Origin of the sequence: Erwinia sp. MYb375 (genome assembly GCF_037479175.1) — a bacterium.
Classification (GTDB): domain Bacteria; phylum Pseudomonadota; class Gammaproteobacteria; order Enterobacterales; family Enterobacteriaceae; genus Erwinia; species Erwinia rhapontici.
The window spans coordinates 108,783-135,422 of record NZ_JBBGZS010000023.1; the positions used below are offsets into that span (position 1 = coordinate 108,783).

The 26,640-nt window shown below is 51.0% G+C and carries 21 protein-coding genes and 1 pseudogene; 12 read left to right on the top strand and 10 right to left on the bottom strand.

The window, feature by feature from the left end; translation table 11 throughout:
* The first annotated feature begins 8 nt into the window (after positions 1–8).
* The 4 genes from WH279_RS13515 to WH279_RS13530 all read left to right on the top strand — a co-directional run bounded on the left by WH279_RS13515 (position 9) and on the right by WH279_RS13530 (position 3,409).
* On the top strand, positions 9–755 hold the full coding sequence (locus WH279_RS13515) for a lipoyl protein ligase domain-containing protein (RefSeq protein WP_445235221.1): 747 nt from the start codon (positions 9–11) through the stop codon (positions 753–755).
* A gap of 739 nt (positions 756–1,494) precedes the next feature.
* Positions 1,495–2,370 (top strand): DUF3289 family protein, encoded by an 876-nt coding sequence (locus WH279_RS13520; protein WP_339457212.1) that lies wholly within the window; start codon positions 1,495–1,497, stop codon positions 2,368–2,370.
* Positions 2,354–2,848, top strand: a complete 495-nt coding sequence (locus WH279_RS13525) for a DUF943 family protein (RefSeq protein WP_339457214.1) — start codon at positions 2,354–2,356, stop codon at positions 2,846–2,848. Before WH279_RS13520 ends, WH279_RS13525 begins: the two co-directional genes overlap by 17 nt.
* Before the next feature lie 66 nt (positions 2,849–2,914).
* On the top strand, positions 2,915–3,409 hold the full coding sequence (locus tag WH279_RS13530) for a DUF943 family protein (RefSeq protein ID WP_339457216.1): 495 nt from the start codon (positions 2,915–2,917) through the stop codon (positions 3,407–3,409).
* 417 nt (positions 3,410–3,826) lie between these two features.
* On the opposite strand, the gene WH279_RS13535 is transcribed toward WH279_RS13530, so the two are convergent.
* Positions 3,827–4,882 carry a 2,3-butanediol dehydrogenase gene (locus tag WH279_RS13535; RefSeq protein ID WP_339457217.1) on the bottom strand — a complete coding sequence of 352 codons (1,056 nt, stop codon included), beginning with the start codon at positions 4,880–4,882 and terminating at the stop codon, positions 3,827–3,829.
* Positions 4,883–5,334: 452 nt separating this feature from the next.
* On the opposite strand from WH279_RS13535, the pseudogene WH279_RS13540 reads away from it, so the two are divergent.
* The 3 genes and pseudogenes from WH279_RS13540 to WH279_RS13550 all read left to right on the top strand — a co-directional run.
* Positions 5,335–5,436: pseudogene (locus WH279_RS13540) on the top strand (late control protein); the annotation flags it as partial.
* A 157-nt stretch (positions 5,437–5,593) separates the two neighbouring features.
* A complete protein-coding gene (locus tag WH279_RS13545; protein WP_339457219.1) occupies positions 5,594–6,838 on the top strand; it encodes an AAA family ATPase in 1,245 nt (414 codons plus the stop codon).
* Entirely contained in the window at positions 6,839–7,696 is an 858-nt protein-coding gene (locus WH279_RS13550) for a DUF4435 domain-containing protein (RefSeq protein WP_339457221.1), read from the top strand.
* A 557-nt stretch (positions 7,697–8,253) separates the two neighbouring features.
* Here the strand turns inward: WH279_RS13550 and WH279_RS13555 are convergent.
* The 4 genes from WH279_RS13555 to WH279_RS13570 all read right to left on the bottom strand — a co-directional run bounded on the left by WH279_RS13555 (position 8,254) and on the right by WH279_RS13570 (position 15,482).
* Complete coding sequence (locus WH279_RS13555; RefSeq protein WP_339457223.1) at positions 8,254–9,993, bottom strand: ATP-binding protein; 1,740 nt, start codon at positions 9,991–9,993, stop codon at positions 8,254–8,256.
* A gap of 1 nt (position 9,994) precedes the next feature.
* Positions 9,995–11,080 carry an SIR2 family protein gene (locus tag WH279_RS13560; protein ID WP_339457225.1) on the bottom strand — a complete coding sequence of 362 codons (1,086 nt, stop codon included), beginning with the start codon at positions 11,078–11,080 and terminating at the stop codon, positions 9,995–9,997.
* A gap of 1,603 nt (positions 11,081–12,683) precedes the next feature.
* A complete protein-coding gene (locus WH279_RS13565) occupies positions 12,684–14,141 on the bottom strand; it encodes an AMP nucleosidase (RefSeq protein WP_133843115.1) in 1,458 nt (485 codons plus the stop codon).
* A gap of 150 nt (positions 14,142–14,291) precedes the next feature.
* Positions 14,292–15,482 carry a LacI family DNA-binding transcriptional regulator gene (locus WH279_RS13570; protein ID WP_133843117.1) on the bottom strand — a complete coding sequence of 397 codons (1,191 nt, stop codon included), beginning with the start codon at positions 15,480–15,482 and terminating at the stop codon, positions 14,292–14,294.
* Positions 15,483–15,922: 440 nt separating this feature from the next.
* On the opposite strand from WH279_RS13570, the gene WH279_RS13575 reads away from it, so the two are divergent.
* The 4 genes from WH279_RS13575 (at position 15,923) to WH279_RS13590 (ending at position 19,431) form a co-directional block, all read left to right on the top strand.
* Positions 15,923–16,366 carry a PTS sugar transporter subunit IIA gene (locus WH279_RS13575; protein ID WP_339457229.1) on the top strand — a complete coding sequence of 148 codons (444 nt, stop codon included), beginning with the start codon at positions 15,923–15,925 and terminating at the stop codon, positions 16,364–16,366.
* A gap of 19 nt (positions 16,367–16,385) precedes the next feature.
* Complete coding sequence (locus WH279_RS13580) at positions 16,386–16,673, top strand: PTS sugar transporter subunit IIB (protein ID WP_133843120.1); 288 nt, start codon at positions 16,386–16,388, stop codon at positions 16,671–16,673.
* Between the two features lie 11 nt (positions 16,674–16,684).
* Positions 16,685–17,944, top strand: a complete 1,260-nt coding sequence (locus WH279_RS13585; RefSeq protein WP_133843122.1) for a PTS ascorbate transporter subunit IIC — start codon at positions 16,685–16,687, stop codon at positions 17,942–17,944.
* A gap of 188 nt (positions 17,945–18,132) precedes the next feature.
* Positions 18,133–19,431: an NtaA/DmoA family FMN-dependent monooxygenase gene (locus WH279_RS13590; protein WP_339457236.1), complete on the top strand. Its 1,299-nt coding sequence runs from the start codon at positions 18,133–18,135 to the stop codon at positions 19,429–19,431.
* 27 nt (positions 19,432–19,458) lie between these two features.
* Here the strand turns inward: WH279_RS13590 and WH279_RS13595 are convergent, their stop codons facing one another.
* Complete coding sequence (locus tag WH279_RS13595; protein ID WP_159336998.1) at positions 19,459–20,058, bottom strand: hypothetical protein; 600 nt, start codon at positions 20,056–20,058, stop codon at positions 19,459–19,461.
* Positions 20,059–20,074: 16 nt separating this feature from the next.
* Positions 20,075–20,371, bottom strand: a complete 297-nt coding sequence (locus WH279_RS13600; RefSeq protein ID WP_133843129.1) for a hypothetical protein — start codon at positions 20,369–20,371, stop codon at positions 20,075–20,077.
* Positions 20,372–20,680: 309 nt separating this feature from the next.
* Between WH279_RS13600 and WH279_RS13605 the strand changes: the two genes are divergently transcribed.
* Positions 20,681–23,044 (top strand): membrane-bound PQQ-dependent dehydrogenase, glucose/quinate/shikimate family, encoded by a 2,364-nt coding sequence (locus tag WH279_RS13605; RefSeq protein WP_339457239.1) that lies wholly within the window; start codon positions 20,681–20,683, stop codon positions 23,042–23,044.
* A 116-nt stretch (positions 23,045–23,160) separates the two neighbouring features.
* On the opposite strand, the gene pyk is transcribed toward WH279_RS13605, so the two are convergent.
* The 3 genes from pyk to WH279_RS13620 all read right to left on the bottom strand — a co-directional run bounded on the left by pyk (position 23,161) and on the right by WH279_RS13620 (position 26,640).
* Positions 23,161–24,603, bottom strand: coding sequence for a pyruvate kinase (pyk, locus tag WH279_RS13610; RefSeq protein WP_227536089.1), 1,443 nt, complete (start codon positions 24,601–24,603; stop codon positions 23,161–23,163).
* A 65-nt stretch (positions 24,604–24,668) separates the two neighbouring features.
* Positions 24,669–25,823, bottom strand: a complete 1,155-nt coding sequence (locus WH279_RS13615; RefSeq protein WP_339457242.1) for a glycerate kinase family protein — start codon at positions 25,821–25,823, stop codon at positions 24,669–24,671.
* A 115-nt stretch (positions 25,824–25,938) separates the two neighbouring features.
* Entirely contained in the window at positions 25,939–26,640 is a 702-nt protein-coding gene (locus tag WH279_RS13620; protein WP_339457244.1) for an ArsR/SmtB family transcription factor, read from the bottom strand.

The window sequence follows — 26,640 nt, forward strand, 5'->3', positions numbered from 1 at the left end:
AGATGACGATGAAGAGAAGCGTTCAGGTGGCGGGTGACGGCCCGTTTATGTTGCCACACGGGCGACTACTGTTCTGTGCAGACCCGACTGAGGCCGAGGACGGGTTGTTTCCGCTGGCTGCCGCAGGCCATAAAGTGGCCCAGCTGTGGTACGGGCCGCAGTCGCTGGTGGTGCCTTCCAGCTACCGGCGTTTTAGCTCGCTGGAGGCGGTGCGGGAGCAGTTTGCCGCAGCCGGATGCCCGGTGTTCCTGCGCAAATCCGGCGGCGGGCTGGTGCCGCAGGGGCCGGGCATTATCAACCTCAGCCTGGCGTATCCGATCGCGCGTACCCTCGGTGAGGCAGCGGAAGCCGTGTATCGTCATCTGTGCGCGATCTTAAGTGATGCGCTGGCGGAGCTGGGTGTGGTAACGGGCTGGCAGGCGGTGGAAGGATCGTTCTGCGACGGGCGTTTTAACCTCGCCTGTGGCGAAGGGCCGCAGGCGCGTAAAATCGCCGGAACGGCACAATACTGGCGGGCAATCCCTGACAGTGATGCGGATGCACCGCGTCGCCATGTGGTTCTGGCCCATGCGGTTCTGCTGGTGGACTGTGATTTAGCGGCGGCACATCGCCAGGCGAATCAGTTTGAGGCGGCGTTAGGCAGCGGGCGTTTTTATCAGGCATCAAAAACGGTCAGTGTGGCGCAGAGGCTGTCAGCCCGGCATCCGTATCTGCGTGATGAGGTGGTTGACGCGCTGATCGCGAGGATGACATAGGGCTGAAGGTTTTTATCGCGATCAGAATTGCGTCAGGTCTGAGGTCTCCCCACCAAACAAGAGCGAAATGATCTGTAGAGGCCGACCCTCTTTTTCGGTCGGCCTGTAGGTGCTTAACGGCCAGGTCAACGTCAAGGGCGTTTCGCTTTCCCGCTGCGCTTCCTCAGCGCTGCTGAATGCCGGCTCAACGTCAAAACCCAGATCAAAACCCAAACCAATACACAGAGAGCGTCATACTGTTGCGGTTTTAAAATCCACAGCGAGCAACGGTTCTGCGGGGATGGGGCCAGTTTGAGGTAAGCCGGACGTCACGCGACAGGACGTCGCATGCCGAGGCCCGCAGGGAGGCGGATTTTGCCGATCCGGCGTGCTCAAACTGGCCCCGGACCTGACGTCAGGCTGTCAGCCATTAATATTGCAGGGGCTCCCTCAGTGGTCGATCTTCCGTTTCGGTCGGCTAGCAACACGGACCTGACCCATGGTACACATCATCATCACGGGCCGATCGAAAGAATGATCGACCCGCCACCCGGCAGGCCGGGGACGGGCGGGATGGTGTTGATCGCTTTGCTTCTGTTGTCCGGTCACGGCCTGCGTCACCCTCAACGGCAGTAAGAATTCCGACTGGTGTAAAATCTGATTTATTGCGCAGCATGAAAATTTACGGAAAAACCAGGCTATATTAGGCGCTTCTCTATTCCCCTACATAATGAAGGGGTAAAGCAAAAGGAGTTGCTCTGTGTCAGAACAATCGTTTGATCCCAACACGCTGTTTAAGCAGCCTGCCATTTCTCTTCCCTGTCGTCTGTTTGAGACGATGAACCGCATGGATGAATACAGTGCCGATGATATGCGCTATGGCGACGTGTCAGAATCTCGTCTGAAAACCGATTTCAAGCTAAGGGACGTTTCCGCAAGGGTAAATCCTTACACGGGTGAGAGGATTACCGCATCGCGTTTCACTCTCTTTAATCAGTGGGCATCACAACCGCTTTCAGTGAAAGAACGATCGGATATTTTATTTGATGAGTTTCGCGAGTTATCGAGGGTGTTTTCATTTGTTGGCCCTTATCGCGGACTAATCGAGAAGTTAATTACTCATATGCAGACAGGTAATGGCAAGGTATTTAGTAGCCACTTGTTAGATAGTGCGTATAAGGAGCAGATAGTGAACGATTCATCAAGAGATAGCTCACTTCTGAAAATCAAGAAAACATTATCTGAGTCTATTAACTGGGAGATAGGACGTTACGATAGTAAAAACAAGTCTAAGTTTTCAGAAGATATTCTGGACTCAGTGCTTCCAAAATTCAATAAGTGGGTAGATCGAGTCAACTCACTCACGATCAGCGTTCATGATGTGTGGGCAACTACGATTACGTTAAAATCACTTGTCATCAAAGGGGATAACTATTCTGCTACCATTCACTATCGAGCCCAGGATCATTTTGGGCTGGATTCCAAAGATGTTTTGAACCCGGTTTACAGGCAGTTTAGAATTTTTCGCATCTGGTTTTTACTGCAACATTATGAAAAGTATTCATTTAAGCCATTCATTACGGAAATGAATGCCAGTATATCAGTAAAGGGAAATCGATATGACCAAGTCAAATAAAAATAATGAGATAAGATCGTTTAAAAAAACAATCTTATTTGTATTGATTTTTTTTGGTTTTATTTATTTTTTATATATTTCTCTGGTTCCCGTGAAAATAATCAGTTTTGTACGGGAGGGAAGCCGAATTTATCTATTTGTGGAAAATTTTCCAATAACTGATAAAGCGAGAATTGCATGGTGGCTGGATAATAAAGCGTTATTGAAAGAAAAATATAACTTGCCCTTTATTGGCAGTAAATACCCGTGGACCGTGTTAGTTAGCGAAGTAGGTGATGGGTTTCAGTTTCTGCAGCACAGAGCCAGCGACAATGATTTACGCTGTTTTGACAGTCTAAAGCCTGGCGCCAATTGTGTCGAAAAAAAATGGCTGCTATGGATATCGCACTTCAATCAAGTCGACACCAGATACACTACGGATGATGGTGAATATATTCAGCGTGGTGAGAATGCTGAAATTAAGCGTGTTGCTGATTAAAGTTACCTTTGTTAGCCGACTGATAGCAAGGCTATGTCGGTCGGTTAAGAAATAACAGGAATCGCTATGATTAATTCAAAAATAAAGACGAGTCAGCAACGTTTTGAAAGAGTCGTGCCGGCTACTGTCATTTTGGTTGCCGCTCTTATCATACTGTATTTTTTCCTCAGGCCAGTGAAAATTGTCAATACTGTCCGCGAATGGAATGAGGGTTACTTTTTTGTGGATAACTTTCCCATGGCGGCTAAATCGAGAATTGCATGGTGGCAGGATAACAAAGAGTTATTAAAAGAAAAATATAACATGCCGTTTATTGGCAGTGATAAGCGGTGGATGGTGTTAATTGGTGAGGCAGGTGATGGTTTTCAGTTTCTGCAGCACAGGGCCAGCGACAATGATTTGCGCTGTCTTGACAGTCTTAAGCCTGGCGCTAATTGTGTCGAAAAAAAATGGCTGTTATGGATATCGCACTACAACCAAACCGATACCAGTTACACGACGGATGATAGTGAATATATTCAGCGTGGCGAGAATGCTGAAATTAAGCGTGTTGCTGATTAATCGATAATGCTGAGATTAATCCGCAGTGGCGGACTCTCTTTTTCGGTCGTCCTGTAAGGGGCTTAACGGCCAGGTCAAGGGCGTTTCGCTTTCCCGCTGTGCTTCCTCAGCGCTGCTGAATGCCGCCTCAACGTCAAAACCCAGGTCAGCACCCAAACCCAATCAATTCGCGGAGATCGTCATGTCGTGGCGGCTTTAAAACTGACAGCGAGCACTCTCTTGCGGGGATGGGGCCAGTTTGAGGTAAGCCGGACGTCACGCGACAGGACGTCGCATGCCGAGGCCCGCAGGGAGGCGGATTTTGCCGCTCCGGCGTGCTCAAACTGGCCCCGGACCTGACGTCAGACGGGAAGCCATCCATTTTTGTGGTAAGCCCTCAAGGGGTGACCCTCTGTTACGGCCACCCCGATACCGGGATTACTGCGGTGGACGAACCAGGATTTTCACCTGATTTTTCTCTTTCACCAGCGCTTCAAACCCTTCGGTTACCAGATCTTTCAGCTCAATGCGCTTGGTGACCAGCTTCTCAGCCTGGAAGTAGCCCTGGGTCATCAGCTCCATTACCGCCGGGAAGATATGACGGTAAGCGATGATGCCTTTGACGTTACGCTCGGCCAGCACCACTTTGTTCGGGTGGAATGAGGCTTCACCTTCCCAGATAGAGACAATGATGGTTTCGCCTTCGTAACGGGTGCTGTCGATGCACTGCTTCAGCACCACCGGCACGCCGGTCACTTCGAATGCGACATCCACGCCGCCTTTGCTCAGTTCACGAATGGTGGCAACCGCATCCTGTTTGCTCGGATCAATCACCACGTTGGCACCCAGCTCACGCGCTTTCTCGCCACGCTGCGGTGACAGTTCCACCACGTAAATCTCAGAGGCACCCGCAGCACGCAGGGCTTCAATCACCAGCAGACCGATAGGGCCGGCACCAAATACGGCCGCTTTGTCACCGGCTTTCAGCTTGCTCATACGCACCGCGTGCAGCGCCACGGCGGCAGGCTCGACCAGCGCACCCTGCTCGTAAGAGAGACCGTCTGGCATACGGTGCACCATGTGCTCATCCACGGTAGTGAAGGAGGAGAAACCACCACCACCGCCGGACAGGCCGTGGAAGCCCAGGTCGCCACACAGGTTGTATTTGCCTTCGCGGCAGGCTTCGCATTCACGACATGCAAGGATCGGCTCCACCACCACACGGTCACCGGCTTTGAATTTGCTGATGCCGGTACCGACTTCGACCACTTCGCCAGAGAACTCGTGGCCCATAACGATAGGGGCAATGTCGTGGCTGATTTTATGAGGCTTATCGACCGGAACGAAGATCGGCCCGGCGAGGTATTCGTGAAGGTCGCTGCCGCAGATCCCGGTCCATGCCACTTTGATTTTTACCTTGCCTGCAGAAACCTGGGGTTCTTCGATATCGTCAATACGGATGTCATGCGCTTTATACCAACGTGCTGCTTTCATCTTCTTTTCCCTTGAGATTGGTCAACATCCTGTCCATTGCCATTGATGCGGCCGGATCAGGAACTCAGGGCTGCATAGTGCGAAAAGCGTGCCAGGAATGGGGTGGTGGGTAAGTTGTTGATTTTTTTGAAGTAGGGTAAGGAGGGCGCTGGAGGGAAGGGGAAAAGGCGGGGGGGGGTGTGACAGGTGTAACGGGGTGCGGGTGTAACAGGGGGACTGGCGGTGATAGTCAGATTTTGGTGCGTTGTTGAGTGTCTGCTGTGTGCCAGAGGCGGACGTTTCTGCGTTAATCAATCGAAGGTGTTTGTGGAGAGAGTAATAAAGGATTGTTCGCTTTGCAGGGATACTTACACCAGCGGTAGCGGCAGGCCAGCTCACCTGCTGGGTGTATGTGAACGGGGCTCAGAAACAAAGTGCGGGAAAATCGCCGTGCGCGGGATTGGTCTAACGGCGTAAGCAGTAAAAGCTTTAAACGCGTGATAGACAAATAGGCATGGCTAATCAGTAAGGTGGTGCATAGCCTTAATGGAAACGGCTTGACGACGGGTTCATAGCTTCAGGTTACGGTTTCCGATGCTAGGTATGAGAACGTGGAGATAAAAGGTGAATACTTCAAATCTATTTGTTTTGTATTAATTTAATAAGTAGAATGCACCTTCTGAAGCAATGTGATAAATAATTGTAATCAATCATCAATATAAGGGGCTTGACTTGAAATTAATACATTTAAAAATAAACAAACTATTTGGTCTCCTTGATTATGAAATCCCCTTGGATAACAATGAGATTACTATACTTACAGGTCCAAATGGATATGGCAAGACGATGATTCTTAAAATAATCAATGGTATTCTTGCAAATGAATTGAATATCCTCTGCAAACTTAAGTTTGATTTAATTAAGATTGAATTTCAAAGTGGCTCAGTTTCAATTACTCATGACACCAAGAAAGATGGCTTGACACTGAATTATCTAGATAATAATTCTGGAAGCACTACGACTGAAAGACTCAAGTTAGAAAAAGATGAATCCAGTACGGAAGATGTATTTTATATAAGCTGGCATGGGAGGGAAGCTAAACCAAAGCAAAAACCACAACTGGATAAATTATTAACTTCGAAGGTGTTAGGTCACATTACATCGAAAAAAGACGTATCTTTCATATGTGCAGATCGATTACAAGTCAGGGCTGATGATGAAACAGTCATTGATTTATGTGCAAGAAAGTTAAAAGATTTGATGGAAAGCGCACAAGATGATTCCGCTGCATTATCACAAAAATTAGACGCTACATTTCCTATCCGATTATTTGATCGTTTAGAACAACAAAAACGATTTTCATCAGGAAATATTGAGGCGCGCTTAAATGGAATTCAAGATAAGCGTCGTCATTACATGCGGTATGGTCTTATTCAGTCTGAAAATAATCTAATGCCTGAAAAAAGCACAAGTCTTTATAGTAGTAATGAATATCTAGGTGTTTTGGATCTATACATTGAAGATGCCCTTGGTAAACTGTCACCGTTTCAGACATTACATCAAAAGATTGATTTATTTGAATCAATCTTGCAAGAAAAGATCTTAGCTTTTAAACAGGTGGTGATTGATAAAAAGAACGGATTTTATTTCGAAAGTTTAAACGGTGATTTTATTGATCGAAATATGCTTTCATCGGGTGAACAAAACCAAGTGGTTCTTCTTTTTAATTTAATTTTCGATCTGGTTTTACAAAAAGTAATTCTTATCGATGAGCCTGAGATATCATTGCATGTCGCTTGGCAACAAACTTTCTTAGATTCTCTCAAAAAAATACAAAAAATCAACCAGTATGAAAAGGTCATTATTGCTACTCACTCACCACAAGTAATCAGTAAAAATTGGGAATTAACATACGATCTTTATGAAATGATTAAAAATAGAAATGAAAGCCAACAGTCTTCAGAAGGAAAAGAGTAAATGATGTCATTACGCGATGCTGTTAGCGAAGATGATTGGCTGAGTAGTATGATGCTTTTATTCAGAAGCGAAATGAATCGATGTCGTATATTGATTCTAGTTGAGGGCATTACAGATATCCGATTTTTTAATGCATACCGACTTGATAATAGGATAATTTATGAATCGCCAGAAAATGGAAAACGTGAGGTAATATCGGCTGTTAGTCAATTACGTCATGCAGGCAATGATGCTGTGTATGGTGTATGTGACGCTGATTTTGATGAGTTAAGTGGAATAAATTACGAGGGGGTTTTTTATACTGATGCTCATGATCTTGAAATGATGTTAGTGAAAGGTGGCGTGGTTGATAAATTTATTATGTCACACACAGATAGAAAACTAATTCAAGGGGAGTTGGCTGAGACATTTTGTCGTGATGTAAAGATGAATATCCTTTGTGCATGTTATAAAATCGGGCTTCTTAAATGGTACAATTATCTTACACATAGCAATCTTAATTTCAAAGGATTAAAATACAGGGATTTTGTAAGTATTAATAGAACAGATGTTGTAGTGGATGAGAATGAGTATATAAACCATGTGGTTAATAAAAGCCCCGCCGGTGGGGATTTTAATGCAGCAGACTTATTTAATGAAATACGTAAATTAGAATTAATGTCTCCAGACCACTTTTCTATATGCAATGGACATGATTTCACATGCATATTAAAAATGATGTATGGAACGGATGTTTCTGTAAATAAGAACATGCGTCTGGATGAGATAGATAGTTATATGCGTATGAGTTACGATCAGCGCACATTTAGAACTACGAAATTACATAACTGCCTGAATCAATTATTAACTTTACATTAAGGCCTAAGCTAAAAACTATTGCGGTTTATGAAAGTACAAGCCTTACTGAGCGGAGTGCTATCTCCGCATTAGCGCTGCAGGGACGGTGGTGTAGACAGCTCCTACCTTCCGGGACAGAGTACTGTAGTGGAAAGAAGCCTGGCTGATTCGGTTCCTATCCAGTACAGCCGTACCACCTCGTCTGCAAATTCTAGGCAATGAACATCTTTTGGGGCCCCTTGAGCTAATGGAAGTATCATTGCTCAGAAGAAGCATCTCAGGGATCTTGGGCATTGGAGTTTGTCTGATTTACTTCTCAGGACTTTAAGGGTCAGAAAAGTTGAAAATTGAGACGATTTATTATGTGTCTCAACGTCTGCTCCTCGCTCATAGCAGCCTGCTGAAGTTGCAGTAGACTGCTTATGTCAGAAATGGACGCTGCTGGCAGCATAATGTATTAATCAACGAGAGGGCTGTCATAGTTTTTTTCAAAATGCTTTGAGGGATACAACACCATATGAAGAAGGGTTTAACAAACCTAGCTTGCTAATACCCCTCGTTCGAGGGGTATTTTCGGTTTATAACTTTATTCGATTTTGTCGACGCATGTTTTCTACTGCCAATGTAAAGTCTGCATTGGTAACGTTCTCTTGCCAACGAGACCAAAAATCTATTGTTGCACTTAACGGTTTTTCAGTTGGAGGGTCAATTTTAATCCTGCTTGGCAGGAGCACCGAATCACCCACAACCATGGCTTCTCCAACATCCATGATTGGGAGTGCCTCTAAGAGGCTCTCCAAACTTTCGGGTAGCAACTTGCGCACGGTCGCTTGATCATCCGCGTTCGTTAAACGCAGAGAAATGATGTTGTTACACTGGCTGAGAATGGTGGCACTTACATCTGAAGGTCTCTGGCTTACAATCATCAACGCAACGCCATATTTACGTCCTTCTTTAGCGATTTTTTCAAATGCTTCAACCGCTCTGCGTTCAACTGGGTTACCTTCTTTTCTTGGTAGGTATAGATGCGCCTCATCACAGACAAAGGCAACTGGTCTGCGATTTTTCGGATCAGTCCAGAATTGAACCTGATAGATGATACGGGCAACCAACCCAATGATTACTGGCAGGATATCGGCCGGAACTTCTGAAAAGTCGATTACTTTTATGCTTTTTTTTTGCTCGCCAAACTCCATCAGTTTTTCAGCAATCATGCTCAACGAATCGTATTGGTTGTATTTATCAGGACTATTAAAGAGAAAACCATAACGTCGGTCGTTTAAACGGCTTGCCAAGCGAACTAGCAGCCTGGAGAATTCGCCGTTGAAAGGGCCGTTTTTAGGACCTCTTGAGCCATCGACCTTCTCTTCATTTAAATATTTTAGTTTTCCAATGACATCATTCAGAGAATATGGAATTGGACTGTCGAGTGTAAAAGACTGTAACAGGTCGGCTCTACCATTCGCTTGCAGGAAAGTTTTCTTTTGCTCGGTAATTGCATCTTGAACAACCACAACTTGGTTATGCGCGCTGAATTCACTTCGGTCAACGAATAATGACTGAATCTCTTCTGAATTGAGCAACCAATAAGGTAGGAAGAGTAGTGAATCATCATCTATATCAACCTCATCCGGCCCTGGTATTCTCAATTGTTTCGCATAGGAAAGTTCTTTGTATTCACCGTGTAAATCGAATACCACAAGGTTTGAAGATGGTAGTCGCGAGCTTCTTTCAAGAATCGAAGCAACCGTCCACGATTTACCAGAACCCGTGCTACCAAGTAGAGCAGCATGTCGCTGAAATAACTTATTGCCATCAACATAAGCGCGTGCATTCTCATTGAGCTTATAAGAACCCAATTCAAGCGACTCCTCTCCATTGCCACATTCAGAAATCACACGCATGAATTCTTCTAGGTGAGCATCTTTAAGTATGTAACAGGTCGAGTCGATTTCAGGAACGTGATCTAGCGATCTTGAAAACTTATACTTTTGATCAATTGCATCCCATCGGGCCCCTCCCATTAACGTAATCTTGACTGTGTTGACTACGCTATCTTCAAAAGCGTCTATCTCGTCAGCATCATCTTCTTGCACTTCTAGGGTGAGGGGTTGGGCGACTACTGCTTTGATTACTTTATCAATCATGCCAATGAGCCAACATTCTGTTGCTCCGCTGAGTTGCACTGTTACGAGCTGTCCAACTCTGGCCTTGCGCAGATCCTTGTCACTATTTACCAGAATGGTTACTTTTCTGGTGTCAACTTCACGAATATTGCCAAGTATGTAGCTGTCATCATTAAAAGTAAAAAGAGCCATGTTACCCCCCTAAGAACTCGTTAGTGAAAGCGTCAAAACGCCATAATTCCTTGTCATCTACATGCAGCCAGTTTTCAAACTTTGAATTGTAGATTCTGCTTTTATCTGAATTTGTCTGTTTGCAGATAAGCCACATATTTGGGCATTTATCTAACCATTCCTCGATTCTTGGATTTGAATCCCGAGTGATCACCAACGCACGGCACTGATCTTGTTCAAGTTTTTGCCTAAATACGTTATTTACAAGTTGGGAATCGTTAAAGCCAAATCCTAAAAACAGAAAACAGGTATGGTTTCCGACAGCGTTATCATATTCAGCCAACTGTGCCCTATCTTTGTGTAATCGCTGATATTTTGCTGTGCCAGGAGTGATCATAGCTCGCATAACGTTTTCAGGTTTGTTGAGGATCCAGCTATTACACTCAATAAGGTGAGCTTCCCATTCAAACGTATTTAACGAGCCATGCGGTTTGTGTAGTCGAACATGTTTGCATTCAACGATTCTTGGTGGTTGCCTAGGCCTGCCTAAACCTTTATGGATAGATTGAACTGACTTTCTCGCTTCACTCCAGTCATAACGTTGAAGAAAGCCCCCGTAAAATCCCGTAATATATGGAATCTTGTGTCGAACAAAGGCGTACTCAGCTAATAAATCGTAATTGGGCGTTGCGACATGAAGTTGTTTATCGGCCTGTGGTAGAGTCTCAACGAGCTTTTTCAGTAGTGAACCAGCGGGCCAATCACGTAACCCTGAAATGATTTGATGGGCGTGAACGTTATCGTGATACGCAACAAAACTTGCAGTTAGTTCGACTATTCGAGTGGTCAGAGCCTCATCCTTGATGAAGTCCATAGCGGATTCAAAATCATGGCTACCCGCATCGAGCGCAGAGACAACTTGCTGCCATTGTTGTGCCTGAGTGTCTGTTATACCACTGGTCAGATTAGCTCGAAGGTGACGCTCTAGAGCTGGCATCCCAAAATTCAGATCAAGTGCACATGAAGTTCCTGTGCCAAACAAAACAAACGGCTTCTCAGTAAAAAACTCTGCAATCGCTTGATATGCAAATTCCTTTGTCAACTCCATGCCTTTCCCCACTTAAATCATGAAATTTCAGTGCTTACCACCTAAAATCTGTAGCATTAGTACTTTATTCTCTTGCTTTAAGGCTTCAAGTTTTTATTGTAGAGCAATTATCCAAAACACTCATTTGTAGAGTTATATCAAGTTTCTGCCAATTGGAAGTTTTTCCTCTGCGTAAAGCAGCTTTTAGATCGTCATCGAAGCAAATGGATGTGATCGCAGCAAGCAAGAATGTCCCTTGCATTCATTTTTGAGCAGCTTCCCGCTATCTGACGCATCAGTGTCTGAAAGGTCCGCTCCTCGCTCACAGCAGACCTTCTGCTTAGTTAGTTCGGCCGTTTCGTGCCAAAAGCGGAAGTTTCGATAGCGGCTTTTATCTACCTCTAGTATGAGATTTAAATGATAATCTGAATGTGCAACTATTGCCTGCCTGAAGGACCAGGCAAGCGTGTGAAGTAATTCACGCTGTTTTTGAGGCATTAATATCTTATTTTTCTGACGCGTTAATGCCAGATTAAGGATATTCATTGTTAAGTATTAAACTGAAATCTTCTGAGCTAGATTTAACACTGTTTACGGGTAGAGTGTAAAAATTAATTTTTTTACTGATACTGGATATTTTCCAAGCACAAACAGTTACCCAGCACCATACTATCAAACCCACAACAAAGATGAAAAGAGACTTTAAAAATTCCATGCCATTACTATGTAAGGAATATCTGTATATCTCTGCACTTATGAATATTAGTAAACACAATAATGCCAGCGGTAAAAACCACTTATGAAATTTATGGGGATATATATTTCCGTCAGAAGTAATGTACATACCCTGATAGCGTAAGACTGTCTTAAGAGATGGAATCAATGACTGTGCACTTTCTGAACATAAGCATAGGATTTTATGAGATAAATACCGATCTCTATGTAGCCCGAACGACTGTAAACGAAACTGTTGTTCAGCCTTGGCTAACGGATCGGACGACGGCGCAGAAGAGTTCCTAAGCCATTTGACTGCTTTTATCTGCTCAGATGATGAGCGTGAAAAAAAGTCTCTGCGATGAAACTGAATATATTTTTTTGTAATCGCCCCGATGATGGCAAGAACAGCTACGGAAACCACTTGGATACTGAAGAAATCCTTGATTACTGCCAACATATCTTTTCTCCTGATTATCTGATCTTAAAAAAGATATTACCTTATTTTATAATAACTGTTTCGAATCATGGTTCATTATGAGAATAAAATTCATATCGACAACTTTTTCTCTCAAAAATTCTCGGCCTTAGAGAGTGCATCGCCACTGACCTAGTAGCAATCATTTTTGATTTTCAACTGGACGTCAGCTTCAAGCCCTAAGCATGGTCTGGCAAAAGTGTAGCGATATTAGGCACAGCTATTTAGCATTATTACTGACAGCTATTATAAATATTGGCGTTGTTACTGTGCTCGACTGGAATGCTCGATAAAACGTCCATTCCTCGCTCTAAGCCGCCATCAGTCCACTAACACCCACACCAAAAAAATGCCATCCCTCAACGGGACAGCATTCCAAAATCATCCAAACCGCGCTTACCTCACAGGCAGAAGCGATTTCTTAACCCATCATCACCTGAACGGCGGTTCATTAAACGTGCGCAGCTTACGCGAGTGCAGGCGGTCGCCCTCTGCGCGCAGCAGGTCGATGGCGCGAATGCCTATCTGCAAATGCTCGGAAATGGCACCCTCATAGAAGCGGTTTGCCTGGCCCGGCAGCTTAATTTCGCCGTGCAGCGGCTTATCGGACACGCACAGCAGGGTGCCGTAAGGCACGCGGAAGCGGTAACCCTGGGCGGCAATGGTGGCGCTTTCCATATCGACGGCAACGGCGCGGCTGAGGTTGAAGCGCAGCGCGGAAGCCGAATAACGTAGCTCCCAGTTGCGGTCGTCGGTGGTCACCACGGTGCCGGTGCGCAGGCGTTCTTTCACCGCTTCACCTGGCATCCCGCTCACCAGTTTGGTGGCGTCATACAGCGCGCGCTGCACTTCGGCAATGCTCGGGATAGGAATATCCGGCGGCAGCACGGCATCCAGCACATGGTCGTCACGCAGATAGGCGTGCGCCAGCACGTAGTCGCCGATGGTCTGGCTCTCGCGCAGTCCGCCGCAGTGGCCGATCATCAGCCAGGCATGAGGGCGCAGCACGGCGAGATGGTCACAGATGGTTTTGGCATTCGACGGGCCCACACCGATATTCACCAGCGTTATGCCCTGGCCGTCTTTGCCGATCAGGTGCCAGGCGGGCATCTGGTGTTTTTTCCAGGCGAGGTCAGACACCGTCTGTTCCGGGTGCGGCGTATCATGCGTGATGGTGGTGCCGCCCGCGCAGGAGAGCGCCAGATACGGTGACGTCGGGTCGGCAATCTGCTCGCAGGCCCACAGCACAAACTCATCGACATAACGCGTGTAGTTGGTGAACAGCACGTAGGGCTGGAAATCTTCCACCGGCGTGCCGGTGTAGTGGCGCAGGCGTGCCAGCGAGAAGTCGGTGCGCAGGGCATCGAAGTGCGACAGCGGGAAGGTTTCACCCGGCGGTAGCAGTCCGTCGGCATTCTCATCGCCAATCTGCGACAGCTCGGTGGTTGGGAAATGCTGGGCGATCCCGGCGCTCATGCTGCGATCCAGCGCCAGGCCGGAACCGTCAATCACATACGGGAAGGGGATCTCCTGCTGCGATGGCAGCACGTCAATCTGCACCTGATACTCCTGGGTCAGCAGCGTGAGCTGATCGCTGAGGTAGTGGCGCAGCAGGGCCGGGCGGGTAATGGTGGTGCTGTAGCTGCCTGCGCGGGTGAAGCGACCAAAGGCGCGGGTCAGGCGCTGGGAGGGGGCCACGCCGTCCCAGGTGACGCGCAGTTGCGGATAAACAAACAGGCCAGCTGCGCGCTGTGTGGCATCAGGCAGGCTGCCGTCAGCGATAAACGCCGTGATGGCGTCGCGCAGGGCATCGACCGCCGCGTTGTAATGGTTTTCGAGGCTGTCGAGCGCTTCGGTGACGGTCAGGGATCGCGCTACGGGATAAGTCATGGTCTCTCCTTGCATCGTTTAATTTATACCCGTCATACTTCAAGCTGCCTCTTTGTTGGCGACGTTCACTCACCCGAATCACTTACCTGTGTAAGCTCATCGGGATTCGCTCTCTGCCGCCTCAACGCACCTCGAATTATTCAGGGTATGTTAGCTGCTGGCACCGGGTTCCAGGCTGAATCTCACCTGTTCTTCCTGCGGCTGCGGGGCATTGTCCAGCATCGCCATCAGCTGCTGGCCCACCTGCTGGCCCAGCTTTTCGTAATTCAGTCGCATTGAGGTCAGCGCCGGGAAAGTGTGATCGCAGTTAGCCGAGCCATCAAGGCAGGCCACCGCCATATCATAGGGTACCTTCAACAGTCGCCGCTGACACTCAGACAGTACACCAAAAGCAATCTCTTCATGGCTACAGATAATCGCATCCAGATCCGGCTGATTTTGCAGTAGCTGCCCCAGCGCATAGCGGCCAAACTCCAGGCTTGGCGCATCCGGCACGGTGATCATCAGGTCCGCATTCTGATAGTGCATCAGCATCGCTTTATGCCAGCCGTTCAGCTGCTGTTTGTGCAGGCGGTTATCCGTGTGCGCGCCAATAAAGCCGATGCGGCGATAGCCTTTATCCAGCAGATGCGCCGTCAGACGTTCGGCCGCATCGTTGATGGCGATATCGAGGGTGATATCGGCAGAAAAACGCTCCGCGCCGCAGACGTTAACCGTCACCAGCTCAGCGGATTCAATCAGTTCGCAGGTCTTTTTGGAGAGCTGCGCCCCGAACAGTACCAGGGCGGAAGGGCGGTTTTGCAGCAGTTTTTCCACCAGCGGCGTTTCACCGTACTGATGATATTCATGGCAGGCCATGATCAGCTGGAAAGGCTGTTTACTCAGGGTTTGTTGCAGTGCCTGAACAAAGCGGGTGCTGGCACGATCGTGCTGAAAGGGGTAGAGCACGGCCACGGTATGCAACTGGGACGAGGCGAGCGTGCTGGCGGCCTGATTGGGTACGTAGCCGAGGGTCGCGACCGCCTGTTGGATTTTGATGAGCGAGGCTTCAGAGACCTGGCTCGGATCGCGCAGCGCGCGCGATACCGTCATCGGGCCGATACCGGCATGGCGGGCGACATCCTGCAAGGTGACACGGTCGCTGCGCCCGGCTGCCAGTTCGCTGGCTTCCGGGTTGGCCTGATAGCCCAGTGCGCGGGCGGCCTGTTCTACTTTGTTACGAACACTGTCTGACACCAGCTCCGGTGTGCGCATCACGCGCGACACGGTCATGGCCCCGACGCCGACATAATCGGCGACATCCTGCAGCGTCACCCGACCGCTACTGCGACGCTTGCGCATCCTGGTTCTCCTTCTTTGCTGGTTCCGGCAGGGCCGGGCGAGGCGTGCCTCGCCCCTACAAAAGTATATGTAATGATGAGGCGTATCTCGCCCCCACGAAACTAACGTAGGGGTCAGGCATGCCTGACCCATTATCAACGCGCATGTGATGGTGAGGTGTACCTCGCCCCCACGAAATTAGCGTAGGGGTCAGGCATGCCTGACCCATTATCAACGCGCATGTAATGGTGAGGCGTATCTCGCCCCTACGAAACTGACCCATTCTCACCGTCAGTGTGCCGTTGCCGACGTCTGGCAACAAATTATTCTCCGGCTGATGATAAGCCGATCACAATTAATGATAGTTATAACAGTTAGCGTTATCTTTTTAGATGTTCGTCACATTAATCAGATGAGTCTCACACTACTCTGCTCGGGCGATTAAGAGAGAGGTGACACACATGCTTAAAGAATTACTGACAGCCGACGTTGTTCAGATTATCCCTGCCTGCGCTGACTGGCGTGAGGCTGTCTCACTTTCCTGCCAGCCGCTGCGCGATAATGGCACCATTGAAGCCCGTTATGTCAAGGCTATCTACCGCTCACACGAGGCGATTGGTCCATATTACGTGGTTGGCCCTGGTATCGCTATGCCTCATGCACGTCCTGAAGACGGTGCAAACAAAATGGGCGTCAGCCTGACGGTGGTCCGCGAGGGTGTAAACTTCGATTCAGAAGGAAATGACCCGGTGCATCTGCTGATTGTGCTGGCCGCAACGGACAGTAACAGCCATATCGGTATTATTACCGCGCTCGCCCATCTGTTTGATACCCCTGAAGATACGGCGTCGCTGATCGCAGCGACAGAGGTCGAACAAATTTTATCCATTATTTCACGCTATTAATTCTTCCAGAGGAAAAAAAATGAAAATCACCGTGGTATGTGGCAACGGTCTTGGTACCAGCCTGATGATGGAAATGAGCATTAAATCAATCGTTAAAGATCTGGGCGTGAATGCAGAAGTCGACCATGTCGATCTCGGTTCAGCCAAAGGCACCGCCAGCGATATCTTCGTGGGCACCTCCGATATTGCCGAGCAGCTCGTGGCTCAGCAGGTGGGCGGTAAAATTGTCTCTCTGAAAAACATGGTAGACAAAGTGGCGATGAAAGAGCGTATCTCTGAAGCTCTGACCGAACTCGGCGCGTTATAAGGGAGCCAAAAATGGAATTTTTCCGTTTTTTAATGAGTGATGTGTTGTCTGAGCCATCCATTCTGGTGGGGCTGATTGCGCTGATCGGTCTGGTGGCACAGAAAAAACCGGCCACGGAAGTGATCAAAGGGACAGTGAAAACCGTGATGGGCTTCCTGATCCTCGGGGCCGGTGCCGGGCTGATTGTCTCTTCACTGGGCGACTTTGCGGCGATCTTCCATCATGCCTTTGGTATCCCAGGTGTGGTGCCGAACAACGAAGCGATCGTTGCTGTGGCGCAGAAGAGCTTCGGCACTGAAATGGCGATGATTATGTTCTTCGCGATGGTCATCAACATTGCGATTGCCCGCTTCACGCCGTGGAAATACATCTTCCTGACCGGTCACCACACGCTGTTTATGTCGATGATGGTGGCGGTGATCCTCGCGACTGCAGGCATGAAAGGCGCGAGCCTGATTGCGGTCGGTTCGCTGGTGGTTGGTGTGTCGATGGTGTTCTTCCCGGCGATTGTTCACCCGTATATGAAGAAAGTCACGGGTTCAGACGACGTAGCATTTGGTCACTTCTCGGCGATTTCTCAGCTGCTTTCTGCCTGGATCGGCAGCAAGTTCGGTAATAAAGAGAAATCTACCGAAGATATGGAAGTACCGAAAAGCCTGCTGTTCCTGCGTGATACGCCGGTGGCGATTGCCTTTACCATGTTCTTCATCTTTATCTTCACCTGTCTGGTGGCGGGTCCGTCAACGGTCAAAGAGATGAATGCGGGTGGCAAAAACTGGTTTATGTTCTCACTGATGCAGTCCATCACTTTTGCCGCCGGGGTTTACATCGTGCTGCAGGGGGTGCGCATGGTGATTGCGGAAATCGTTCCGGCGTTTAAAGGCATCTCCGACAAGCTGGTGCCGAACGCGAAACCGGCCCTCGACTGCCCGGTGGTGTTCCCGTATGCCCCTAATGCGGTGCTGGTGGGCTTCCTCAGCAGTTTTGTTGCCGGGGTACTGGGCATGTTCCTGCTGTACGCGCTGAATATGACGGTGATTATTCCGGGTGTGGTGCCGCACTTCTTCGTCGGTGCTGCTGCCGGGGTGTTCGGTAATGCCACCGGTGGGCGCCGTGGGGCTATCCTCGGGGCCTTCACCAACGGCCTGCTGATTACCTTTATTCCGGTGTTCCTGCTGCCGGTACTGGGCAGCATCGGTCTGGCGAACACCACCTTCAGTGACTCTGACTTCGGTGCCGTCGGCATCCTGTTAGGCCTGATTGTGCGTTAAGGTTCTTTGCCTGAAAGCAGGGGCTGGCGAGATTCTCGTCAGCCCCTGTTTGTTTTTAGCGGTGCCTGAACCCGGATTAATGCGTCTTAGCTGAATTTCACCCAACCACATTCGTTTTTCTTAGTGGCGTAAAAACCTCAGCCCTTTATTTTTTAAGCCTCTGACCTGGCTGAAATAAGGGACTTAACGTGACGACTCAACACCGCAGACGACTGAAAACACTGGTGGGCGCGGGCAGCGTGATTTACGCCGCCAACGACACCGACCGCGCCTTTGGCATTCAGCGCGCCGTGGCACTGGCGCAAACCGCTGAACGCGAAAAAATCACCGGGCTGTTTACCGCCGATCTGCTTCAGAGCGACCCCGCCGGGCTGGCCGGGATCACCGGCAGCCAGGACCCGATTGTCACGCTGGCGGCGTTAAGCCAGGTGACCCGCCACATAGGCTTGATAGCCACCGTCACCACCACCTTCCAGCACCCGTATAATCTGGCGCGCCTGATCGGCACGCTCGACCATATCAGCGCCGGGCGCGCGGGCTGGAATGCGGTGACCTCATCGGTTGGAGAGGAGAACTTTGGCGGGGGCGAGCTGCCTTCTCCGGCCGCGCGTTATGCCCGCGCCACCGAATTTATTGAAGTGATTAATGCGTTGTTCGACGCCAACGACCGGGACGCGGTGCAGCGCAAAAACGGGGGTGGCGTCAGCCTTGATCCGCGTAAGCTGCACCCGGTTAACTATCACGGTGATTTCTTCCGCGTGGCGGGGCCGCTGAATGTGCCTCCGCCACCGCAACATCGTCCGGTACAGTTCCAGGCCGGGCAGTCGGAGGAGGGGATCAGCCTCGGCGCCCGCTATGCCGAAGTGATTTACACCTCGCAGCCGACGCTGGATGACGCCAGTACGTTTGTGGCCGAAGTCCGGCGGCGTGCACTGCTGGCAGGCCGTGAACAGTCGCCGCTGATCATGAACTCTTTCCATTCAGTTATGGGTGAAAATCCGGCCGATGTGGCACGACGGCTGGAAGAGAAGCACCAACGCATTGACTATCAGCGTGGACGACTGAAGGTGGCGGATATGCTCGGCGGGGAGGTTGACTTGCAGGATCTGGATCTCGACCAGACGATCCCGGAATCCCTGTTGCCGGATACGCGTCAGGTGAACCGACGTCGTGGACGTGCGGAAATTTTTACCCGCTATGCCCGCCAGGGACTGACGCTGCGTCAGCTGATTATTGAAGCCGAAGAGACCGGACACTGGTTTGTCGCCGGAACCCCGGAATCGCTGGCCGATGCCATTGAGCAGCGCTACAACGCGGGCGTACTGGATGTGATTTCGCTGCACGGGCTGGGGCAGCCAGACCAGGAAGATCTGCTGATTAATGGCCTGCTGCCGGAGCTGCGCAAACGTCATCTGCTGGATGAAGATTATCGGGGCGAAGATTTCCGCACCAGCCTTGAACTGCCCGCACGACTGCCGGGCAGGTGATACAGGTGTCACAGCGGCCGCGATTGATCAGGCGATTGCGGCAGCCATATTGCGTAACTCTGGCAGGCCGCTGAGATCCTGCTCCAGCACCAGGTCCTGATGAATTTTCAGGATCACCGCTTTCACCACATCAGAGGTTTTTTTCATCCCCTGCTGCTGCATCAGCTGGTTGAGTTCCGCCTGCTGCTTTTGCGTGATTTTCATCGAGAGGCGTCTTGACGCTTTCGCATCCGCCATGTCGCTGCTCAGCAATGTTTTCAATTCCTGCTGCGGATAACGGCCGCTGGTCAGCGCATGCAGATACCAGAGGATCAAAGCCTTGTTGAAGTTTTCGCTGAGGGTGGTATCAATCTTCTGCGTAGCAACATACAGAATATCCAAGTAGTGTACCGGCACTCTGATTTCCAGCGGGGAACTGGACTGTTCGAAGGCCTCTTTGATACGCGCGGTGGACTGCGCGGGGATAGCGGCCACCTCATCGCAGCGGTCACAGACAGCGGCGAGAATATTTTTCACCGTGCCACGCTTATCGCTGAATGCGACATCACGTACCCGGTAAGTGGCAGATGTTTTACCGCAGTTATGGCACAGCAGCGTCCGTGTTTCGCCCTCTTTGACAATTCTCATGGTCACCTCTTCCTTGTTACAGATGCACGCTGATAAAAATCATATCAGGTTCCATAAAATAAAATTTAACGTACCACCAGCCGCCGCATTTCCAGCTGCGACAGATATGAACATCCACGTCAGGGGCCCGATGATGAGGGCTGCAATGATACCCCGACCCGCTGGTTTTCCTGATCAGTTCAGCAACCCAGACCTTATCCACCACGCCCGTCGCAAACAGGTTTTTTACGTCCAGATCCCGCCGGACTTCATGGTCATAAGCATCTTGCCTGAGGCAGTTGATTGCCTGCTTCTTCACTTCTGTGAGTGTCATATTACCTCCGTGTATTATGTACGTTTCATTTCGTACTTTCAAGTGCCAGACACAATAAATCTGCCTGGATTGTAAACGCAGGTGCGACAGAAAGGATGAAGTCAGGGCGCTAAAGGGGCAGAAAATGACAACTTTCAGAGCAGGCTCGTAAAACTGACGATGGACAAAACTCTGCCCTGACCGAAATAGTTACCGATAACAATTAAAATAATTTTGTTTTTATATCAGATTTTTTTAGTTAAATTAGTGTAAGTACGTTGTAATTATTTGTCAGATAATAATTGCGCACTTTAACACTAAGGGATACCAATGCTTAACAAGATAACCAGTATTGTCATCGCGATCGTCGGGATCGCGATGCTCTACATGGGTACACAACTGCTGTTGATCGGCGGTACGCCGTTCTATGCACTGATGGGCCTCGGCCTGCTGGTCACGGCTATCACGCTGTTTATGAATAAAAAAATCGCTTTGTCTCTCTACGCTTTATTGATGTGGATGGTACTGGCGTGGATGATTTATGAAGTCGGCTTTGACAAATGGCAGTGGATCCCGCGCGGAGACATCATTGGCGTGATCGGCCTGTGGCTGGCATTGCCCTGGGTGGTTCGCCCGCTGTACAAGAACGAAGGGCGCCGTTTTCATCCCTTCCTTGGCACCACGGTCATTCTGATTGTGGCGCTGGTGGTGGGGATGATGTTTTACGACCCGCTGCCACAGGCCGGCAACATCACGACCCAGCGCCAGAGCGGCGACACCGATGTGGCGGGCAGTGACTGGACGGCCTACGGTGGCACCACCAACGGCCTGCGTTTTTCCAGCCTGAAACAGATCACGCGCGATAACGTCAGCAAGCTGGATGTGGCCTGGACCTACCATACGGGCGACGTGCGCGACGCGGAAAAGGATGCCACGGAATACACCTTTGAAGCGACGCCGCTGAAGGTGAACAACAGCGTCTATTTCTGTACGCCGCACAATGAAGTTCATGCGCTGAACCCGGAAACCGGTGCGCTGAAGTGGAAATATCAGCCAGCGAAAGATGCCTCTTATCTGCAACAGCATCAGACCTGCCGTGGCGTCAGCTACTATGACGGCAGCGCGGCACAGGCAGAGAGTACTCCCGCCCAGCCCGCCCTTTGCCGCAAGCGTATCTATAACGCCAGCAACGATGCCAAACTGATCGCGCTGGATGCGGATACCGGCAAGCTGTGTGCTGACTTCGGTAACAACGGCGTGGTTGATCTGCATGCCAATATGGGCACAGTGCGCCCGCATGCTCTGATGCAAACGGCAGCACCGCTGGTGGCGGGTAACCTGGTGATTGTTGGCGGTTCCGTCATGGACAACGGCTACAATACTGGAAATCCATCTGGGGTGATCCGTGCTTATGATGCGATGTCTGGCCGTCTGGTGTGGAACTTCGACCCGGCCAACCCGGAAAACACCCAGCCGATTGCCGCCGACCAAAGCTATCCGCAGGATACGCCGGTGGCGTGGGGTACGCTGAGTGCTGACCTGAAAAATGGCCTGGTGTATGTGCCGTTTGGTAATGCCTCGCCGGATGAAGTGGGCATTGCGCGTGATGCCAACAGCAACACCGAGAAGTTCCGCGACACCCTGGTGGCGCTGGATCTGAAAACCGGTAGCTTCAAATGGCGCTTCCAGTCCTCGAAAAACGATCTGTGGGACCGCGATAATCCGTCACAGCCTTCGCTGCTGGATATCGACTATCAGGGCCAGAAACAGCCTGTGGTGATCCTGCCGACCAAAACCGGCAACCTGTTTGTGCTTAACCGCCTGACGGGCCAGCAGGTGTACCCGATTAATCAGGTTGATGTTTCCACGCAGGGCATCAGTGGTGAGAAATACTCGCCGACGCAGCCCGTTTCTGCGCTGAACTTTATTCCGGCACCGCTCAATGAAAAAGCGATGTGGGGCCTGACGCCGTTTGACCAGATGGCCTGCCGTATTGACTTCAAGTCACTGCGTTATGACGGCAATCCGTGGACGCCAGCGACCGAAGCCGGTTCGATTATCTTCCCGGGCAATATCGGGGTGTTTAACTGGGGTTCTGTGGCGGTCGATCCTGAGCGTCAGATCCTGATCGCTTCCCCGGTGCGTCTGGCTTACAAATACAACCTGATCAAGCGTTCGGCGGCAACGGCGGACAAGCGTCTGTTCACCAAAGACGGCACACCGTACTGGAATGAGAACTTTGAAGGCGATTACGCCATTCATATTCAGCAGCTCTCTTCCAGCCTGGGGATTCCGTGCATCGCGCCACCGTGGGGCCGCATGGTCGGTGTTGATCTGAAAACCGGGAAAACCGAGTGGCTGCGTCGTGTGGGTACCACGAAAAACCTGAACACCAGCTTCCTGCCGGGCCGCTTCCCGATTGGCTTCCCAATGGGGATGGTGGCACACGGTGGTCCGTTAACCACGGCAGGTGATGTGGTGTTCCACGGTGCAACGGCCGATAACTTCTTCCGTGCTTACGATGTCAACACGGGCGAGTTACTGTGGCAGACCGAACTGCCCGCCGGGGGCCAGGCAACGCCTGCCACCTATATGGGCAGCGATAACCAGCAGTATGTGGTGATTGCGGCTGGTGGTCACGGTTCGCTCGGCACCAAAGCCGGTGACTCGGTAGTGGCTTACCGCCTGAAGTAATCTGAACCGGGGAGCGGTATCTGCCGTTCCCCGTCAGTCATTATCAAGCTGGTCGGCCACCTTCGGCAGCGTGCCTGCGCGGCGCTGCGGCACACAGGCCGCAGAGAGAAGGGAACTTAGTCGACGATCGAAATACGGCAGGTGTTGGCGCTGCCAATCTGGCCAACGCTGTCTCCCTGCGTGACGATCACCAGATCCCCCGAGGCCAGGTAACCCTGTTCACGCAGAATAGCGATAGCATCCTGCGCCGACTGCACGCCTTCGGCATGACCGTTAAACAGCACCGGCGTGACACCACGATACAACGTAGTCAGATTGAGCGTGGACTGATGGCGGGAGAGGGCGAAGATCGGCAGACGCGAGGTGATGCGCGACATCATACGTGCCGTGCGCCCGGATTCGGTCATGGCAATAACGGCTTTCACCCCGGTCAGATGGTTTGCCGCGTACATGGCAGACATCGCCGTCATCTCTTCAATATTACTGAACTCAACGTCCAGGCGGTGTTTAGAGGTGTTCGTGCCCGGCACCCGTTCCGCACCCAGGCAGATATTATGCATGGCAGTGATGGCTTCTACCGGGAAGCTGCCCGCGGCGGTTTCAGCCGACAGCATGACGGCATCGGTGCCGTCGAGCACGGCGTTGGCGACGTCCATCACCTCTGCGCGGGTTGGCATCGGGTTGGTGATCATCGATTCCATCATCTGGGTGGCGGTAATCACCACACGGTTGAGCTGTCGTGAACGTGCAATCAGGCGTTTTTGCACCCCGACCAGCGCGGCATCACCGATCTCGACGCCAAGATCGCCACGCGCCACCATAATCACATCGGAGGCGAGGATCATATCGTCCATGCTTTCCTGTGTTGCCACCACTTCGGCACGCTCTACTTTTGCCACAATCAGCGCCTTACAGCCGGCTTCACGCGCCAGACGGCGGGTGAAACGCAGGTCTTCACCGCTGCGCGGGAAGGAGACGGCAAGGTAGTCGACGTTCATTTTGGCGGCGGTGAGAATATCGGCTTTGTCTTTCTCGGTTAGTGCATCGGCGGAGAGGCCGCCTCCCAGCTTATTCACCCCTTTATTGTTCGACAGTACGCCGCCCACGGTGATCACGGTATAAATCGTCGCGCCCGCTACGCGCAGCACGCGCAGTTGAATGCGGCCATCATCCAGCAGCAAAATATCGCCGGGCACCACATCATCGGGCAGGGATTTATAGTCGATACCCACGCGCTGGTTGTCGCCCTGGCCTTTGTCCAGCAGGGCATCAAGGATAAATTCATCGCCGACCGTCAGCAGGGCTTTGCCTTCTTTAAAGGTCGATACACGGATTTTTGGCCCCTGCAGATCGCCTAAAATCGCCACCTGGCGGCCGAGACGGCTGGCGACATCACGCACGCGCTGGGCGCGGGCAATATGGTCTTCGGCGGTACCATGAGAAAAGTTCAGCCTGACGACGTTAGCGCCCGCTTTGATGATTTTTTCGAGGTTATTATCCCGGTCTGTCGCCGGGCCTAACGTGGCAACAATCTTGGTGCGTCTCAATACTTCAGACATGATCACGTCCTTGGTTAAATGTCATCCGTTGTTCTCCTGACGCGTTAACGCCAGTGAATCGGGTATTAATGAGAAACTGCCGCTGTTTTTTTAATCAGTCGGCCAATGTTTTCGCAGGTGCGCTCCATATTGGTTGTGCCTTCCTGCAACAGCGATTCTATTGCCGCCGCGTGCGGGATAATGCCAAAAATAGCATCAATGCCAGCGTCATACAGCGCGCCGACATCATCGCCAATACTGCCAGCAACTGCAATGACCGGAACCTGATGTTGTCTGGCGGTCTGTGCTACGCCGAAAGGTGTTTTACCAAAACGTGTCTGGAAGTCGATGCGGCCTTCTCCGGTAAAGCAGTAATCGGCCCCGGCCAACTGCGCGCTCAGACCACTGTACTCAACCACGATTTCAATACCTTTACGCAGCGTGCAGTGGGTGAAGGCCATCAGCCCGGCGCCCAGCCCTCCTGCGGCTCCGGCTCCTGGCGTTGCTGCCACTTCGTGGCCGAGTTGCTGCGAGATAACGTCAGCATAATGAGCGAGGTGATGGTCCAGGGTGGCGACCATTTCCGGGGTTGCCCCTTTTTGCGGACCAAACACCGCCGATGCACCCTGCGGACCGCATAGCGGGTTGGTGACATCACAGGCCACCTGAATATCTACCTCTGCCAGTCGGCTGTCCAGCCCGGAAATATCAATGCGGTGTAAATCACCCAGTGCGCCGCCACCGGGGGCTAAACGTGCACCCTGTTTATCAAAGAAGCGCACGCCCAGCGCTTCGGCCATTCCGGCCCCGCCGTCATTGGTGGCACTGCCGCCGATGCCCAGGATGATCTTCCTGATGCCTTTATCCAGGCAGGCGCGGATCAGTTCCCCGGTGCCCCGGGTGGTGGTCAGCAAAGGATTTTTAGTGTGCGGGTTAACGTAATGGATGCCGCTGGCCGACGCCATTTCAATCACGGCCATGTCGCCACTGCCCATAATGCCGTAGCAGCCCTCTACTGGCGTACCCAGCGGACCGGTCACCTGTAGCGTGAATAACTCACCCCCGGTGGCATCAATCAGTGACTGCGTAGTGCCTTCGCCGCCGTCCGCCATCGGAACGTGAATATAGTTGGCGTCGGGAAATACGCGCTTCAGCCCGGCCTCCATCGCGAGGCAAACCTGCTTCGCCGTCATACTCTCTTTGAAGGAGTCGGGTGCTAATACAAACGTCTTGTTCATCATGGGTTGCCTTATGTCATGGTGGCCGGGATCATCCCGGTGGGGCATTTCTTATAATAGACAAAAGGGTTCAGCTACAGGAGCAAGAGAGGTTTATCACAGGTTCAGGGTGGAGGAACTACAGGGCCAGCTTGAAATGTCTGTTCAGCATCATCCTGCCTTTTGGGGTAATCGTGACCATCCGGTAACCCGGTGTCCGAACCAGCCAGTCCTGCGCTTCGCCGTGCTGGAAAAAAGCGGCACCGATATAGCCACCAAGATGAAATCGTCGCTCACTCCAGTCCAGGCAGGCGCAGCAGTGTTTCCGCCGGGTACCGGCATCGGGTTCAATGCCGAGTTCAGTCAGGTGTCGTCTGCCGGTATCGGTCAGCGCAGCGCCATCTGCCGTTATCCACTGTGCATCGCGCATTGCGTCATAGATCTGTACCGCGACTTCCCCCGCCAGATGGTCGTAACAGGTGCGGGCATAACGCATATCGGCGGGCGTACTGGGTTCTGGTGCCGCAACACGCCGCCATGACACTCCCATCATGGTTTCGATCAGCTGCGCAATATCGCCTCCGGCCAGCCGATAGTAACGGTGCCGCCCCTGGGACAGGCAGGAAATCAGACGGCTTTGCACCAGACGTGCCAGATGGGCACTGGCGGTGGAAGAGGCGACATCCGCCACGGCACTCAGCTCTGTCGCCGTCCAGGCGCGCCCGTCCATTAAGGCGCAGAGTATTTTAACGCGGGAGGTATCCGCCAGGGCCGCCGCGACGGCGACCATGGAAAACGCCAGCACATCCTCATTGTCGGTCGTTATCGTCTGTTTTTGCAT